This is a genomic window from Vreelandella songnenensis (assembly GCF_003002925.1).
Classification (GTDB): domain Bacteria; phylum Pseudomonadota; class Gammaproteobacteria; order Pseudomonadales; family Halomonadaceae; genus Vreelandella; species Vreelandella songnenensis.
In genome coordinates, this window is sequence record NZ_PVTK01000003.1 from 100,516 (window position 1) to 115,760 (window position 15,245).

The window sequence follows — 15,245 nt, forward strand, 5'->3', positions numbered from 1 at the left end:
GCACCGGCATGGAAAAACTAATCACCCTATGGGAAGGCTCGGGGCTTTATAACCTCGAGCTTGGCCAGGCGGTCATGATCCTGGTGGGGCTCTTGCTGCTTTACCTTGCAATCCACAAGAAGTTCGAGCCGCTGCTGCTGGTGCCTATCGGCTTTGGCGGTATTCTGGCCAACATACCGGAAGCGGGGCTTGCGATCTCGGCGCTCGACCAGGCCATCGAGGTAGCCAAGCCCGCGGTGCTTCAGCAGATAAGCGTCGCACTTGGCACCACCCTTGACCCGCTGGCCGGCGTCGAGGGCTGGCGCGAGACGCTGCACGTGCTGGCCCATGGCGACGTGGCGCCGGATCAGCTGCGGGCCGCCAAGGATATCGCGCTAAGCGTGGGCTACAGCGACGGCATGCTCTACAACTTCTACCGCGTGGCCATCGGTTCGGGAGTGGCGCCGCTGCTGATCTTCATGGGCGTGGGTGCAATGACCGATTTCGGCCCGCTGCTTGCCAATCCGCGCACGCTGTTTCTGGGTGCGGCGGCGCAGTTCGGCATCTTCGCCACGCTGTTTGGTGCGGTGCTCTTGACCTCGATGGGCGTGATGGATTTTTCGCTCAATCAGGCGGCGGCCATCGGTATCATCGGCGGCGCGGACGGACCGACCTCGATCTACGTCTCAAGCGTTCTGGCGCCGGAGCTCCTGGGGGCGATTGCCGTCGCTGCCTACGCCTATATGGCGCTGGTGCCGCTTATCCAGCCGCCCATCATGCGTCTGTTGACCACGGAAAAAGAGCGCCAGATCACCATGACCCAGATGCGCCCGGTCTCCAAGCTGGAGAAGGTCGTTTTCCCGCTGATGCTGCTGATTCTGGTGGCGCTGTTTCTGCCTGATGCGGCACCGCTTCTGGGAATGTTCTGCTTTGGTAACCTGATGCGCGAGTGCGGCGTGGTCGAGCGGCTTTCCGATACCGCCCAGAACGCGCTGATCAATATCGTGACCATCATTCTAGGGCTTTCCGTAGGCTCCAAGCTGATGGCCGACAGCTTCCTGACCGTGCAGACCCTGGGCATTCTCGGCCTGGGGATCGTGGCCTTCGGCATCGGCACCGCCGCCGGTGTGCTGATGGCCAAGCTGATGAACCTGGTCAGCCGCATGCCCATCAACCCGCTGATAGGTGCAGCCGGTGTCTCGGCCGTGCCCATGGCGGCCCGGGTAGCCAACAAGGTCGGTCTGGAGGCCAATCCGCATAACTTTTTGCTGATGCACGCCATGGGGCCGAACGTGGCCGGGGTGATCGGCTCGGCGGTGGCGGCGGGAGTCATGATCAAGTATCTGGGTTGATGTAGAAACGCTATTGGTCATGCCAATGAGCGGCTTGCGGGGTACCGCAAGCCGCTTTTTTTATCGGCAGTGATCAAGGTGGGGCATCAAGCGGGGTAATGTCCAACGTGCACTTCAAGCGATTTTCAAGCGGAGCAAGATCAAACGCCTGATCGCGCGGCCAGCCGATGGTCAGCTGTACGCCGTCCTTGTCGTAATCGACCTGCTCGACAGGAATGGCCTGTTCGCTGCACCAGCTGCGGGCAACGGCTTCGTTGGCGAATGTCAGGCGCAGGGTGTAGGCGTCGCGCTCGATCACCTCAAGCGTGGGCAGGGTTTCCAGAGCGTGGCTGACCGCCTGGGCATAGGCACGGGCCAGACCGCCGGTGCCAAGCTTGGTGCCGCCAAAATAGCGGATCACCACGCAGCCTACCTCGCCAAGCTGGCTGCCCTGCAGCACCTGATACATGGGGCGGCCCGCCGTACCGCCGGGCTCGCCATCGTCGGAAAAACCGATCTGGGTCTGCTCGCCGGGCGGGCCTGCGATATAGGCCGTGCAGTGATGGCTGGCGTTTGGATGGGTGGCGCGGGCCGCCTCGAGCAGCGCGCTGAACGCGTCAGCATCCGGCGCGTGGCATAGCCAAGCGATAAACTGGCTCTTTTCCACATCGATCTCGGCGCTATGCCACTGCGCGGCAGGTAAATCAGGGACTCGGTAACGCAATCAGTGCTCCAGAGGCCCATGAGCGTCGGCCGCAAGGCCTTGCATATCGTGCTGGGCCACGCCCATGACCATTCCCAATACTTGAATATCGCGATTATGCAAGAAGAGATCCGGCGCGTGGGCATCGGCAGGCCACAGATGCACGCCAAAGCGGTTGATCGACAGGTGCTTCAAGGCAATTTCCTGCTGATTGATCTGGGCCACCGCGGTCTCTTCATGCGTATCGTGCTGAAAACGCCGGATAATGATGACATCCCCATCGAACAAGTTGCAATCGCGCATGCGATTGCCGCGTACCTTGAGGGCGTAGGTATTGCGTCTGGTCATGCGCGGTGCCTGGAAAGCGCGCGCCGTCTGAATGCTCTTGGAAGGGCAGGGCGCTGCGGCCAGTGGCGAACGGCTCGCAAAGGTTGGTGCTGACATCGACATATTCATAGGGGATTCTCCAATGCAGCGCCCTCTCCCTAGGCATGTGATCGTGATAAACCGGTATGGTTGTTGGTATGGTTTTTCATACAGTGGTTTCAGTATACAGCTGTTCTTGCATACAGTGGTAGTGCTGTTTTTATTCACGCGTCGGGGAATGCACTGAAGGCGCCTATCGTTAGCAGGCTTAATTTATGCGTTAGACGGCCCCGGCGGCTGGCGATGAACCGGCTTTACGTGTAGAGTTTTGCCCACTATCAATACGCCGGGAGATACCCTTGAGCCTGTGCCTGGAAGCACGAAAGCTCGCCTGCGAGCGTGATGGGCGCTGGTTATTTGAAGGGCTCGATCTTTCGATTCGAAGCGGCGAAATCCTACGCATTGAAGGCTCCAACGGCAGTGGCAAGACCACCCTGTTGAAGCTTCTGTCAGGCCAGTTGAGCGATTACCAGGGTGAGCTTTTCTGGAACGGCGCCCCGCTTGGCAAGGTACGCGAGCAGTTTCTGGCCAACCTGCTGTATCTGGGGCATTCACCGGGCATCAAGGCAGGCCTTACGCCGCTTGAAAACCTGGCCTGGTATCAGGCACTCGGCGGCGAGCGGGGCAGTGAAGCGCAACGTCTTGTCGCCTTGGAGCAGGTGGGGCTTGGAGGGTTTGAAGACGTGCCGGCGGGGCAGCTATCTGCTGGCCAGCAGCGCCGCGTGGCGCTGGCGCGGTTGACGCTTACACGCCGCGCGCTGTGGGTGCTTGACGAGCCGTTCACCGCCATTGACCGCCAGGGCGTGGCCGCGCTTGAAGCGCAGCTTGCCGCCCACGCAAGCGCCGGGGGCTGTGTCCTGGTGACCACGCACCACACGCTGAGCGCGTCTTCCGCCGTTCGAAGCATTCAACTGGGGTAGAGGATGACGCAAGGGCAAAAGACTACCCCGGTAATCGCTGAGGCAACGCTGCCGGGTGGGCTGTGGATTGCCTTTACAGCGACGCTCAGGCGCGATGTGACGCTGATGTTCAGGCGCCGCGGTGAGCTGCTCAATCCGCTGGTCTTTTTCGCGCTGGTGATAACGCTGTTCCCGATTGGCATTTCGCCCGACCGCGAGGTGCTTGCGCTGATAGCCCCCGGGCTTTTATGGGTGGCCGCACTGCTGGCGGCGCTGCTGTCGCTGGATAGCCTGTTTCGCACCGATTACGACGACGGCAGCCTGGAGCAGATGCTGCTGGCACCTCAACCTCTGGCCGCGCTCGGCCTTGCCAAGGTGCTGGCTCACTGGCTGTTGACCGGGCTGCCGCTGGCACTGGTTGCGCCGCTTCTGGGGGTGACGCTGGCCCTGCCTCCGGGCAGCTACGCGGTGCTTGCACTTTCGCTTTTGCTGGGCAGTGCCAGTTTGAGCCTGATTGGCGCGATTGGCGCGGCGCTCACGGTCGGCATTGCCCGCGGGGGCGTACTGCTGTCGCTGCTGATATTGCCGCTGTATATCCCGGTGCTTATTTTCGGCGTCGGGGCGGTGCAGGCCGCCGTCATCGGTGAAGGCGTTGCCGCGCACCTGGCCATGCTCGGCGCATTGCTGGCCGCGTCGCTCTTGCTGGCCCCCTGGGCGATTGCCGCTTCTCTGCGCATCAGCATCAACGGTTAAGGACAGAACACGCCATGTGGACCTTTATTCATAAATGGGGCTCGCCCAAATGGTTTTATGCCATGAGCGCACGGGTACAGCCCTGGTGCTGGGCGGCCGCACTGATACTGATTGCGCTGGGGACAGTGTGGGGCTTGGCCTTCGCCCCGGCGGATTATCAGCAGGGCGATAGTTTTCGGATCATCTATGTCCACGTGCCCGCTGCCTTTCTCGCTCAGTCGGTATTCGTGTCGATGGCGGCGGCGAGCCTGGTCTTCATGGTGTGGAAGATCAAGGTGGCGGACATGGCCGCCACGGTAATGGCGCCATTCGGCGCGGTGATGACGTTCGTAGCGCTATTTTCCGGCGCGGTGTGGGGCGTGCCTACCTGGGGCACCTGGTGGATGTGGGATGCCCGGCTGACCTCCATGCTGATTCTGCTGTTTCTGTTTCTGGGCGTCATCGCCCTGCGCGGCGCCTTCACCAGTCGTGACGGTGGTTCAAAAGCGGCCTCGGTGCTCGCCATGGTGGGCGTCATCAATATCCCGATCATCAAGTACTCGGTGGACTGGTGGTTTACGCTCCACCAGTCCTCCACGTTTTCGGTCACTTCACGCCCGGCCATGCCCACCGAGATGTGGCTGCCGCTGCTGATCATGGTGCTGGGTTTCTACTGCTTTTTTATCGCCCTGACGCTGATGCGTACGCGCAGCGAAATTCTACGCCGAGAGATCAACAAACGCTGGGTCATGGACCTTGCCAAGGAGGCGCGCTGATGGCCTTTTCATCGCTGGGCGCGTTTTTCGCCATGGGCGGGCACGGCCCTTACGTGTGGGCAGCCTGGGGTGTCACGGCACTGCTCATGGCCGCCTGCGTTATTCACGCGCGTATCGAGCGCCGCCAGCTGGCCCGGGTGTTAACGCGCCGCGCCCGGCGTGGCGGTACTTCTCAACCCCATCAAGCGAGCCATGCCGATGACCCCTAGACGCCGCCAGAAGCTGCTGATCATTCTGGGCGCACTGGCGCTTGCGGGGGTGGCCGTGGGCCTGACGCTCTATGCCCTGCGCAGCAACATCAACCTGTTCTTCAGCCCGGTACAGATCGCCCAGGGCGATGCGCCTATCGAGCGCACCATTCGCGCAGGTGGCATGGTCAAGGAAGGTTCGGTGGCCCGTGACCCGCAAAGCCTCAACGTCGAATTCCGGATTACCGACTACGTGGATGAGCTTGCCGTGGCCTACAACGGCATCCTGCCGGATCTGTTTCGCGAAGGGCAGGGCGTGGTGGTGGTAGGCAAGCTGGCGGCCGACGGGCAGTTCATGGCCGACAAGGTGCTGGCCCGCCACGATGAAAACTACATGCCGCCGGAAGTCGCCCAGGCGCTGGAAGAGGCAGGCTACTCACCGGCCGATTACCAGGCCAAGGCCGCAGAGGTCGGTGAGCGCCTTCGCTCACAAGACAAGTAAGTGTATTCGTTGAACGGCCATGGGCCGACGATGTTGATCAAAGTGCCGGGGTAGAGCGTCGATGTTGGTAAAAATGATTCCTGAGCTTGGCCATTTCGCGCTGATCATCGCCCTGCCGATGGCCGTGGTGCAGACCCTGATGCCGCTGGCCGGTGCCGCCACGCGCCGGCCGCTGTGGATGGCCTACGGCCACCCCATGGCCGTGGGTCAGTTCCTGTTCATAGCGCTTGCCTACCTGTGTTTGACGGCAAGCTACGCGCTGGATGATTTCAGCGTGGCGAACGTGGCCAACAACTCCAATTCGATGCTGCCCTGGTACTACAAGCTGAGCGCGGTGTGGGGCAACCACGAAGGCTCGGTGCTGCTGTGGAGCCTGATGCTGGCCGGCTGGGGCTACGCCGCTTCGCGCTTTTCGAAAAGCCTGCCGCGGGACATGCTGGCCCGGGTACAGGGCATCATGGGGTTCATCAGCGTGGGTTTTCTGCTGTTTATTCTGCTCACCTCCAACCCGTTCACGCGGCTTTTACCCAACGTGCCGCAGGATGGCGCGGACTTGAACCCGCTGCTTCAGGATATCGGACTGATCGTGCATCCGCCCATGCTCTACATGGGCTATGTCGGGTTTTCGGTGGTGTTTGCGTTTGCCATCGCTGCGCTGCTGGGCGGCCGGCTGGACGCCGCCTGGACCCGCTGGGCGCGCCCCTGGACCAATCTGGCCTGGGCCTTTCTGACCGTGGGCATTGCGCTTGGCAGCTGGTGGGCCTATTACGAGCTTGGCTGGGGCGGCTGGTGGTTCTGGGACCCGGTAGAGAACGCCTCGCTTCTGCCCTGGCTGACGGGCACGGCGCTGATCCATTCGCTGGCGGTCACCGAAAAACGCGGCTCGTTCAAGAGCTGGACCGTGCTGCTGGCTATCTTCACCTTTTCGCTTTCGCTGATGGGCACTTTTCTGGTGCGCTCCGGCGTGCTTACCTCGGTGCATGCGTTTGCCAACGACCCTTCTCGGGGGCTGTTCATCCTGGTGCTGCTGGCCATTACCGTCACGCTGTCGCTCGGCGTCTTTGCCCTGCGTGCGCCCCGGGTGAGTCACCATGCAAGCTTCAGCTGGCTCTCGCGGGATGCGCTGCTGCTGATCAACAATATCCTGCTGGTCATCATGACCGTGACCATTCTGCTCGGCACGCTCTATCCGCTGATTCTGGATTCCCTCGGGCTTGGCAAGATCAGCGTGGGGCCACCGTACTTCAACGCCCTGTTCGTGCCGTTGACCGTGATCATGTGCATCTTCATGGGGCTTGGGCCGGTGGCTCGCTGGAAGCGCATGGCATCCGGTGAGCTGGTCGGCAAGCTGTGGCTTGCCGGGGGCGCGGCGCTGGCGCTGGGCGTGGTGCTGCCGCTGCTCTATCGGGGCGAGTGGAACCTGTGGGCGTCGCTGGGTATCGTCACCGCGCTGTGGATCGTGCTGCCCCTGGTGCGCGATGTCTTCGACAAGACCCGCCATGGCGCTACCCGCCTGGGCGGGCTTGGCAAGCTGTCGCTGGCCTACTGGGGCATGGTGCTCGGGCATCTGGGCATTGCGGTCACCATTGTGGGCGTGGCGGTGGTGTCCAACTACGCCGTTGAGCGCACCGTGCGCATGGCGCCGGGCGCCTCTGTAGACGTCGCCGGCTACGAGTTCACCCTGCAGGAACTGGTCAGCCGCCGGGGGGCCAACTTTCTCGCCGATACGGCGGTGCTCGAGGTTGCGCATACCGATTCAGGCCGGCGTTTTACCCTGCGTCCGGAAAAGCGGTTTTACCTGGCCACCGGCATGCCCATGACCCAGGTGGCGCTGCGTCCGGGACTTTTCCGTGACCTGTACGTCGCCATGGGCGAAGACCTTGATGATGGCAGCTGGGCCATGCGAATCCAGTACAAGCCCTTCGTGCGCTGGCTCTGGCTTGGCGGTCTGCTGATGGCGCTGGGAGGCGTGCTGGCGGTTATCGACAAGCGCTACCGCCGCACCCCGAAAGCGTCGCGCACCGCGCCGCAGGAGGTTACTTCATGAATCGTCGGCTGCTGCTGTTGCTTCTGCCGCTGGGCTTTCTGATCGTGGCGCTGTTTTTCTACCAGCGCCTTCAGCACGACCCGTCCGCACGGGATTCGGCGCTGATGGCCCGAGCCTTCCCGGCCTTCGAGGCCACTACGCTGCGCGATGAAAGCCACCACATCGACCAACGCCTGCTGGAAGGCGAGCTCACGCTGGTCAACGTGTGGGGCGAGTGGTGTCCGGCCTGCAAGCAGGAGATGCCCCAGCTGCTCGAGCTTGCTGACCACGGCATCCGCATGGTGGGGGTGAACTACCGCGATACCCGCGAAAAGGGCAAGAGCTTTCTTGACGAGTATGGCGACCCGTTCGAGGTCAATATCTTCGACCCCGAAGGCGACCTGGGCTTTGATCTGGGCGTGTACGGCGCCCCGGAAACCTTTCTGGTGGATGCCGAGGGTATCATTCGCTACCACCATAAAGGCTACATTTCGCCCGAGGACGTGACCCAGCGCATTCTGCCGGAGGTAGCCAAATGGCGTTGATTCGTCTGTTTAAAGCGGCGCTGTTTTTCGGCCTTGTGTTGACGGCGCTAAGCGCCGCGGCGGGGGGTATCGAGGTGCGCGAGTTCGACGACCCGTTGCTTGCCCAGCGCTACCATGACCTGACCGCCTCCATGCGCTGCCCGCTGTGTGAAAACCAGGCGATTGGCGACTCCGACGCGCCAATTTCCGCAGATATGCGCGAGCGCGTGTATCGGATGCTTCAGGAAGGCCGGGCGGACAGCGAAATCATAAACCATATGGTGGAGCGCTTTGGCGACTACATTCTCTATAATCCGCGCCTGGAGAGCCGCACCTACCTGCTGTGGGGGTTGCCTGTCGGCCTGGGTGTCGTTGGCTGCCTGGTGGTGGTGCTGGTGGTTCGCGCCCGGCGCAACGCGTCGGCCAAGGCGCTCAGCGCCGAAGAGCGCGCCCGCCTCGATGCCCTGATCGACCGGAGGCCCTCATGACGCTTTTATGGGTCGCCATGGCGCTGATGCTGCTGCCGGCGATGGTCTGTCTGCTCGCGCCGCTGCGCTCGGCGCGCAGGCTGTATGACCAGCAGCAGGCCTTTGAGGCAAACGACGATGCCACCGAGCAGAACGTGGCGATTTTCAAGCGCCGCCTGGCCTCGCTGAACGCCGCCCACGAGCGCGGCGATATCGACGCCGAGCAGCGCGCAGAAGGGCAGCTTGAGCTTGAGCGCAGCCTGCTCGAGGATACCGCCGCTCACCGCCCGCGCCCGCTGAAATCGGCCCGTGCCGGGCGGCTGGCCGTGCCGGTCATTGCGCTGGGGATTACCGCCATCAGCCTGTTCTGGTACGTGCAGGAGGGCGCCGTGGACGACCTCACGCTTTATGGCGTGCAGCAGGAACTGCTGGAAGATTCCAGCGCCACGGCGACCACCTATATCGCTCGGCTCGAGGAGTTGGCAGCGCGCCAGCCCGGCAACCCCAACGTCTGGGCCACGCTGTTTCCGCTCTACCGCGACACCGGCCAGCAGGCCAAGGCAATTCACGCCCTGGAACAACTGATGGCCCTGGAAGGGCGGCAGCCCGAGGTGCTTGCCCAGCTCGCACAGATCCGCTTTTTCATGGCCGGGCGAGAGCTTACGCCAGAGGTGCAGGCTCTGGTGGATGAAACCCTGGCACAAGACCCGCGCCAGCCAACGGTGTTAGGCTTGCTCGGCCTTCACGCCTTCGGTGAAGGCGATTACGCCGGTGCCATAGAGCGCTGGCGCCGGGCGCTGGCCACGGCAAGCGATAACGCCATGGCGGATTCGCTGCGCGAAGGCATTCGCGTAGCCCAGCAGCGCCTGGAAAACAGCAATGACTCAACCGAAGATAATGCCGCCGAGGCCGTAACTGATCGTGTATCTGAATAATTTTTCCATGCTGAACAGCCGCCTTGCAGGTCCGGCATGCGTTTAACCTCCATTCGTCTGGTGGGCTTCAAGTCGTTTGTCGACCCGGTGACGGTGCCGTTTGACGGCAACATGACCGCGATCGTCGGCCCCAACGGCTGCGGCAAGTCCAACATCATCGACGCCGTACGCTGGGTGATGGGCGAATCCTCCGCCAAGACCCTGCGCGGCGAGTCCATGGCGGATGTCATCTTCAACGGCTCCACCGGGCGCAAGCCCGTGGGCCAGGCCTCCATCGAGCTCAAGTTCGACAACCGCGACGGCACCATGGGCGGGGTGTATGCCCAGTACGCGGAAATCGTGGTCAAGCGCCTGGTGACCCGCGACGGTCAGTCCAACTACTTCTTCAACGGCCAGAAGTGTCGCCGCCGGGATATCGCTGACCTGTTCATGGGCACGGGCCTGGGCCCGCGCTCCTACGCGATCATCGGCCAGGGCATGATCTCGAGGCTCATTGAAGCCCGCCCGGACGATCTGCGCTCGACACTCGAGGAAGCCGCGGGCATCTCCAAGTACAAGGAGCGCCGCCGGGAAACCGAAAACCGCATGCGCCGCACGCAGGAAAACCTGGAGCGCCTGGACGACATTCGCGAGGAGCTGGACAAGCAGCTCGAGCGCCTGAAGCGTCAGGCCGAAGCGGCCAAGCGCTACCAGGAGTTGAAGCAGCAGGAGTACCGTCTCAAAGGCGAGCTTGCCCTGCTGCGCGGGCGCACCCTGCGCGCCGAACAGTCGTTGCAGGAGAGCCGGGTACGCGAGCTTGAAACCGCCGTCGAGAAGGACGTGTTTGGCGTACGCGCGTGCGAAACCCGCCTCGAGCAGGCCCGCGAGCAGCACGATGAGCTGGCGGAAGTGCTCGAGCGCCACCAGCAGCAGTTCTTCGAGACCACCACGCACATTGCCAGGCTCGAGCAGGATCAGGCCCACCGCAAGAGCCGCGACGCCCAGCTGGCCGCGGACATCGCCACCGCCCGGCGCGATCTCGACGAGCAGCGCCGGGTCAGCGAAGGCGACCGCGAACGCCTGATCGCCATCGACGAGCGCTTTGAAGACCTGGCGCCGGAGCACGAAGCGCTCGAAGAGCAGCTGGAAGCGCTGGAGCAGGCGCTTGCCGATACCACGCCAGCCCTGGAGGCCGCCGAGCAGCAGTGGACAGAGGCGGAAAATCGCTGGCGGGACTCGAGCCGCGAAGCCGAACGCAGCCAGGATCAGCTGCGCGACCTGGAGCAGCGCATTGCGCGCCTGCAGGCCGAGGGCCAGCGCCGGCGTCAGCAGCGCGGCGAGCTTGCAGATCTGAGCGCGCTGCGCGAAGAGCACCTGCAGTATCAGGCGCAGCTCGAAGAGGCACAGGCGCGCGCCGAAGCCTTCACCCAGACCCGCGAGCAGTGGCAGCAGCAGTACTTGGAAGCCAAGAACGCCTACCAGCAGGCCACGCGCACCCGCGATGACAAGCGCGCCAGCTTGAGCCAGCGCCAGGGCGAGCTTGCTTCGCTGCAGGCGCTGATGGACGCAGCCCTGGCTGACCACGACCCGGATATGCAGGCCACGCTTGCCACCCACGGCCTGAGCGATGCCCCGCGTCTGGGCGAGACCCTGAGCGTCACGCCGGGCTGGGAAACCGTCATCTCCTGGCTGCTGGCGCCCTGGCTGAATGCCCGGTTGGTCGCAAGCCATCAGCTGGCCGCGCTGCCGGAGGCGCTGGCCACCGACTGGTGTTTGATCGATGATACCGCACCTGCCGTTTCAACCGACGGCAAGCGGCTGGATTCGCTGGTAAGCGGCGCCGGTGCGCTGGGTGAATGGTTGGCAAGTATTCACTTCGTGGAGTCCGGCCTTGAGGCCGAGCAGCGGGCGGCAAGCCTTGCGCCAGGGGAAAGCGTGGTCAGCCGCGACGGCGTATGGCGCGGGCGCGGCTGGCTGCATCAGCAGGCCAACGGCCAGGGCGTCGATGGCCTGCTGGTGACGCGTCGGCGGTTCGACGAGCTGGACGCCCAGCGCGAAGCGGACGAGCAGACGCTGGCGCTGGTGGACGCGCAGTGCGACACCGCAAGCGAGACGATCGAGGCACTCGAGCTTGCCCGCGAACAGCAGGCCGAGCAGGAGCGCAGCCACGCGGCCAGCCTTCAGCAGCTGGCCATCAAGGAGCGCAGCGCCGCCCAGAAGCTCGAGCATCTGGAAGGCCGGGCCACGGAGCTCGACGCCGAACTCAGCCAGTTGCAGGAGGATGAGGCGGAGTTAACGCTCACTCTGGAAGAGCAGCGCGCCCGTTGGCATATCGCCATGGAGACCCTGGAAGCCGCCGCCGAGGCCCGAGAGACTACCGGCGAGCAGCGCGGGCGCCTGCGCGAACAGCGCGAGCAGCTGACCCGCGAGCATGCGCCGCTAAAAGCCCAGCAGCAGACCCTGGCGCTCGAGCGCGAACGCTTGACCGCCGAGCGCGACAGCCTGCGCTCGCAGCAGTCACGCGCAAGCGACAGCGAAGAGCGCCTGGCGCTGCGCATCGCCGAGCTTGAAGAGGCCCGCGAGGCGCTGCTGGAGCCCGACGAGCTGGCCGGCGAAGAGCTCGAAGAGCTGCTGCACCAGCGCGAGCAGCAGGAGCGGCGGCTCAACGACACCCGCCAGCAGGCCCAGGGATTGGCCGAGCAGTTGCGCAACGACGAGCTGGCCCGCCAGCAGCACGAACGCAACCTTGAACAGAGCCGTGAGCAGCTGCAGCAGCGGCGCATGGATGTACAGGCACTGGCCCTGAAGGCGGCAACCCAGGACGAGCAGCTCGCGGAGCTTGGCCACGACGCCGAGGCTCTGGCGGAAAATCTGCCGGGTGAGGCCAGCGAGCAGGCCTGGCAGGAGCGGCTGGAAAGCACCGGCGAGAAGATCCGCCGCCTGGGCGCGATCAACCTTGCGGCCATCGAGGAGTACGACCAGCAGGCCGAGCGGCGCAACTACCTGGAAGCCCAGCACGCCGAGCTTACCGAAGCGCTGGAAACCCTGGAGCGGGCGATCAAGCGCATCGATCAGGAGACGCGGGTGCGTTTCCGGGAGACGTTCGATCAGGTGAACAGCGGGCTGCAGGAACTCTTCCCGCGTGTCTTCGGCGGCGGGGCAGCCTGGTTGACGCTGACCGGCGATGACCTGCTGGAAACCGGTGTGGCCATCATGGCGCGACCGCCGGGCAAGAAGAACAGCACCATTCACCTGCTGTCCGGTGGTGAAAAGGCGCTGACGGCGCTGTCGCTGGTGTTTTCCATCTTCCAGCTCAACCCGGCGCCGTTCTGCATGCTCGACGAGGTGGATGCGCCGCTGGATGACGCCAACGTGGGCCGCTACGCCAAGCTGGTAAAAGAGATGTCGGAAAACGTCCAGTTCATCTACATCACCCACAACAAGATCGCCATGGAAGCCGCCGAGCGCCTGATGGGGGTGACCATGCAGGAGCCCGGCGTGTCGCGCCTGGTATCCGTGGGTATCGATGAAGCCGCGGCGCTGGTGGACTGAAGCGGTGAGACTGGGGGAAGCTAGCCTTCGCCCAGCTCACGCATGACGGCATACAACTTCGATTTGGCTTCAAAGCCTACGCCGGGAATATCGGGCAGGCCGACGTAGCCGTTTTCCACCTGAATGCCGTCGGCAAAGCCGCCAAAGGGCTGGAAGACATCCGGGTAGGACTCGTTGCCGCCCAGATGCAGGCCGGCGGCGATATTGAGCGACATCTGATGGCCGCCGTGGGGCACCACGCGGCGCGACGACCAGCCCATTTCATCCATCACCTTGAGCGTGCGCATGTACTCCACCAGCCCGTAGGAGAGCGCGCAGTCGAACTGCACGAAATCCCGGTCGGCGCGCATGCCGCCGTGGCGTAGCAGGTTGCGCGCATCCTGATGAGAGAACAGGTTTTCGCCGGTGGCCATGGGCAGCGCGTAGTGATCGGCAAGCTCGGCCTGAAGCGCGTAATCCAGCGGGTCACCGGCTTCCTCGTACCAGAAAAGGTGGTAAGGCTTGAGCGCTTCGGCGTAGGCGATGGCGGTCTTTAGATCAAAGCGGCCGTTGGCGTCCACCGCCAGGCGGCTGCCGTCACCCACGACGTCCAGCACCGCGTCGATCCGGCGAAGGTCCTCGTCAAGCGGGGCCGCGCCGATCTTCATCTTCACCACGTTGTAGCCACGGTCCAGGTAGCTCTTCATCTCCTCCTGCAGCTTGGTGTGGTCCTTGCCGGGGTAGTAGTAGCCACCGGCAGCATAGACCCACACCTTGTCGTCGGCCTGGCCGTTCTTGTAACGCTCGGCCAGCAGGCGGTAGAGCGGCTTGCCTTCGATCTTGGCCACCGCGTCCCACACCGCCATGTCGATGGTGCCCACCGCCACCGAGCGTTCGCCGTGACCGCCGGGTTTTTCGTTTTTCATCAGGGTGTCCCAGATGGCAAACGGGTCCAGGTTGTCGCGTTCCTGATCAATCAGGCTATCCGGGTCCGCCTCGCTGATACGGTCCAGAAAGCGGTCGCGCATCAGCGCGCCCTGGCCGTAGCGGCCGTTGGAGTTGAACCCGTAGCCGATCACCGGCTTGCCGTCGCGGATCACATCCGTCACCACGGCGACCACCGAGCAGGTCATCTTTGAAAAGTCGATATAGGCGTTGGCAATAGGGGAGGCGATGGAAACGGTCTTTTCGCGAATCTCGACAATGCGCATGGCACACTCCTTGAAGGCCCTTGGGGCAGGTAAGCGGTAAGTCGGTAAGCCTTACCCTAAGGGTGACAACCGGCCCTGCCCAATGCTATTACTTCGCCACCCCATGCTAAAACGGCATTGCCCTATGGAACTCGTCTGGCTTGAAGACTTTGCAGCACTTGCCGAACACAAAAGCTTCGTGCGCGCAGCAGAGGCTCGACACATTACCCAGCCCGCGTTCAGCCGGCGTATTCGCGCGCTCGAGCAATGGATGGGCGTGGGCCTGTTCGTGCGCACGCCACAAGGCACCACGCTGACCGAGGCCGGCAAGCACATTCAGGCTGGTGCCGTCGAGGCGATAGGGCAGCTCTACCGATTGCGTCGCGAAGCGCAGGAAATCGAGGGCAAGGCGGACAGAACCCTGCAGTTTGCCGCCACTCACTCACTGTCGTTCACCTTCTTTCCGCGCTGGATTCGCACGCTCGAGCAGGGCGCCCCCATGGAGGCGCTGCGCCTTCACTCGGACACCATGGCCGCCTGCGAGCAACTGCTGCTTCACGGCGATTGCCAGTTTCTACTCAGCCACCGGCATGCGGCCGTACCCACGCGGCTGCCAGCAGATCAGTTTGAAAGCCTGAAAATAGGGGAAGACACGTTAATGCCGCTGATCGGCCGCGAGCTTTCGACACAAGGGACGCGTGAAGCAATCCCGTATCTGGCCTACACCCAGGCATCCGGGCTTGGTCGGGTGGTCAGCCATTGGCTTGCTGAAAATTCCCAGGCCCTGCCTCAGGCGTCGTATTTTGAAAGTCATCAGGCCGCCGTGCTGATGTCCATGGCGCTCGAGAACAAGGGACTCGCCTGGATACCCAAAAGCCTTGCAGAACAGGAAATTGCAGAAGGAAAGCTGGTGCGCGGGCGGGAGCCTGCGTGGGACATACCGCTCGAGATTCATCTGACCCGCCATCGCGGGGCGGTTGGCGGCTTTCCCGATATGTTCTGGAAGAGGCTAGCGAAAGGCTGATTCGATAATCGCTACAAGCGTTAACAAAGTTAA

Annotated in this window: 15 protein-coding genes; 12 read left to right on the plus strand and 3 right to left on the minus strand. The window is 63.3% G+C overall.

Going from position 1 to position 15,245, the window contains the following annotated elements; genetic code table 11:
• Positions 1-8: 8 nt before the first annotated feature.
• The gene (locus tag B0H98_RS06910; RefSeq protein WP_106374337.1) at positions 9-1,331 is read left to right on the plus strand and encodes a sodium ion-translocating decarboxylase subunit beta; all 1,323 of its coding nucleotides are present in this window, start codon (positions 9-11) and stop codon (positions 1,329-1,331) included.
• Between the two features lie 73 nt (positions 1,332-1,404).
• Here the strand turns inward: B0H98_RS06910 and B0H98_RS06915 are convergent, their stop codons facing one another.
• On the minus strand, positions 1,405-2,034 hold the full coding sequence (locus B0H98_RS06915) for an IMPACT family protein (RefSeq protein ID WP_106374338.1): 630 nt from the start codon (positions 2,032-2,034) through the stop codon (positions 1,405-1,407).
• The gene (locus B0H98_RS06920) at positions 2,035-2,457 is read right to left on the minus strand and encodes a LexA family protein (protein ID WP_244183008.1); all 423 of its coding nucleotides are present in this window, start codon (positions 2,455-2,457) and stop codon (positions 2,035-2,037) included.
• A gap of 281 nt (positions 2,458-2,738) precedes the next feature.
• On the opposite strand from B0H98_RS06920, the gene ccmA reads away from it, so the two are divergent.
• From ccmA to smc, 10 genes are all read left to right on the plus strand, one after another.
• Complete coding sequence (gene ccmA / locus B0H98_RS06925) at positions 2,739-3,359, plus strand: cytochrome c biogenesis heme-transporting ATPase CcmA (RefSeq protein ID WP_106374339.1); 621 nt, start codon at positions 2,739-2,741, stop codon at positions 3,357-3,359.
• A gap of 3 nt (positions 3,360-3,362) precedes the next feature.
• Complete coding sequence (gene ccmB, locus B0H98_RS06930; RefSeq protein WP_106374340.1) at positions 3,363-4,091, plus strand: heme exporter protein CcmB; 729 nt, start codon at positions 3,363-3,365, stop codon at positions 4,089-4,091.
• A gap of 14 nt (positions 4,092-4,105) precedes the next feature.
• Positions 4,106-4,846: a heme ABC transporter permease gene (locus B0H98_RS06935; RefSeq protein WP_106374341.1), complete on the plus strand. Its 741-nt coding sequence runs from the start codon at positions 4,106-4,108 to the stop codon at positions 4,844-4,846.
• Positions 4,846-5,055, plus strand: a complete 210-nt coding sequence (gene ccmD, locus B0H98_RS06940) for a heme exporter protein CcmD (RefSeq protein WP_106374342.1) — start codon at positions 4,846-4,848, stop codon at positions 5,053-5,055. The genes B0H98_RS06935 and ccmD overlap by 1 nt, the downstream gene beginning before the upstream one ends.
• A complete protein-coding gene (gene ccmE, locus B0H98_RS06945; protein WP_106374343.1) occupies positions 5,045-5,536 on the plus strand; it encodes a cytochrome c maturation protein CcmE in 492 nt (163 codons plus the stop codon). The genes ccmD and ccmE overlap by 11 nt, the downstream gene beginning before the upstream one ends.
• A 61-nt stretch (positions 5,537-5,597) precedes the next feature.
• Entirely contained in the window at positions 5,598-7,583 is a 1,986-nt protein-coding gene (locus tag B0H98_RS06950) for a heme lyase CcmF/NrfE family subunit (RefSeq protein WP_106374344.1), read from the plus strand.
• Positions 7,580-8,107 (plus strand): DsbE family thiol:disulfide interchange protein, encoded by a 528-nt coding sequence (locus B0H98_RS06955; protein WP_106374345.1) that lies wholly within the window; start codon positions 7,580-7,582, stop codon positions 8,105-8,107. The genes B0H98_RS06950 and B0H98_RS06955 overlap by 4 nt, the downstream gene beginning before the upstream one ends.
• Positions 8,098-8,574, plus strand: a complete 477-nt coding sequence (locus B0H98_RS06960; protein WP_106374346.1) for a cytochrome c-type biogenesis protein — start codon at positions 8,098-8,100, stop codon at positions 8,572-8,574. The genes B0H98_RS06955 and B0H98_RS06960 overlap by 10 nt, the downstream gene beginning before the upstream one ends.
• Complete coding sequence (gene ccmI, locus B0H98_RS06965; RefSeq protein WP_106374347.1) at positions 8,571-9,488, plus strand: c-type cytochrome biogenesis protein CcmI; 918 nt, start codon at positions 8,571-8,573, stop codon at positions 9,486-9,488. The genes B0H98_RS06960 and ccmI overlap by 4 nt, the downstream gene beginning before the upstream one ends.
• A gap of 36 nt (positions 9,489-9,524) precedes the next feature.
• On the plus strand, positions 9,525-13,019 hold the full coding sequence (smc, locus tag B0H98_RS06970; RefSeq protein WP_106374348.1) for a chromosome segregation protein SMC: 3,495 nt from the start codon (positions 9,525-9,527) through the stop codon (positions 13,017-13,019).
• 20 nt (positions 13,020-13,039) lie between these two features.
• On the opposite strand, the gene B0H98_RS06975 is transcribed toward smc, so the two are convergent.
• On the minus strand, positions 13,040-14,209 hold the full coding sequence (locus tag B0H98_RS06975; RefSeq protein ID WP_106374349.1) for a mandelate racemase/muconate lactonizing enzyme family protein: 1,170 nt from the start codon (positions 14,207-14,209) through the stop codon (positions 13,040-13,042).
• Between the two features lie 124 nt (positions 14,210-14,333).
• On the opposite strand from B0H98_RS06975, the gene B0H98_RS06980 reads away from it, so the two are divergent.
• Positions 14,334-15,212, plus strand: coding sequence for a LysR family transcriptional regulator (locus B0H98_RS06980; protein ID WP_106374350.1), 879 nt, complete (start codon positions 14,334-14,336; stop codon positions 15,210-15,212).
• Positions 15,213-15,245: the final 33 nt, after the last annotated feature.

What these genes read in the sequence shown, in the direction of transcription:
- B0H98_RS06955 (WP_106374345.1), top strand. Translation starts at nt 7,580, where the DNA reads ATGAATCGTCGGCTGCTGCTGTTGCTTCTGCCGCTGGGCTTTCTGATC.
- B0H98_RS06980 (WP_106374350.1), top strand. Translation starts at nt 14,334, where the DNA reads ATGGAACTCGTCTGGCTTGAAGACTTTGCAGCACTTGCCGAACACAAA.
- B0H98_RS06950 (WP_106374344.1), top strand. Translation starts at nt 5,598, where the DNA reads ATGTTGGTAAAAATGATTCCTGAGCTTGGCCATTTCGCGCTGATCATC.
- smc (WP_106374348.1), top strand. Translation starts at nt 9,525, where the DNA reads ATGCGTTTAACCTCCATTCGTCTGGTGGGCTTCAAGTCGTTTGTCGAC.
- ccmB (WP_106374340.1), top strand. Translation starts at nt 3,363, where the DNA reads ATGACGCAAGGGCAAAAGACTACCCCGGTAATCGCTGAGGCAACGCTG.
- ccmI (WP_106374347.1), top strand. Translation starts at nt 8,571, where the DNA reads ATGACGCTTTTATGGGTCGCCATGGCGCTGATGCTGCTGCCGGCGATG.
- ccmE (WP_106374343.1), top strand. Translation starts at nt 5,045, where the DNA reads ATGACCCCTAGACGCCGCCAGAAGCTGCTGATCATTCTGGGCGCACTG.
- B0H98_RS06910 (WP_106374337.1), top strand. Translation starts at nt 9, where the DNA reads ATGGAAAAACTAATCACCCTATGGGAAGGCTCGGGGCTTTATAACCTC.
- B0H98_RS06920 (WP_244183008.1), bottom strand. Translation starts at nt 2,457, where the DNA reads ATGTCAGCACCAACCTTTGCGAGCCGTTCGCCACTGGCCGCAGCGCCC.
- B0H98_RS06960 (WP_106374346.1), top strand. Translation starts at nt 8,098, where the DNA reads ATGGCGTTGATTCGTCTGTTTAAAGCGGCGCTGTTTTTCGGCCTTGTG.
- ccmD (WP_106374342.1), top strand. Translation starts at nt 4,846, where the DNA reads ATGGCCTTTTCATCGCTGGGCGCGTTTTTCGCCATGGGCGGGCACGGC.
- B0H98_RS06975 (WP_106374349.1), bottom strand. Translation starts at nt 14,209, where the DNA reads ATGCGCATTGTCGAGATTCGCGAAAAGACCGTTTCCATCGCCTCCCCT.
- B0H98_RS06935 (WP_106374341.1), top strand. Translation starts at nt 4,106, where the DNA reads ATGTGGACCTTTATTCATAAATGGGGCTCGCCCAAATGGTTTTATGCC.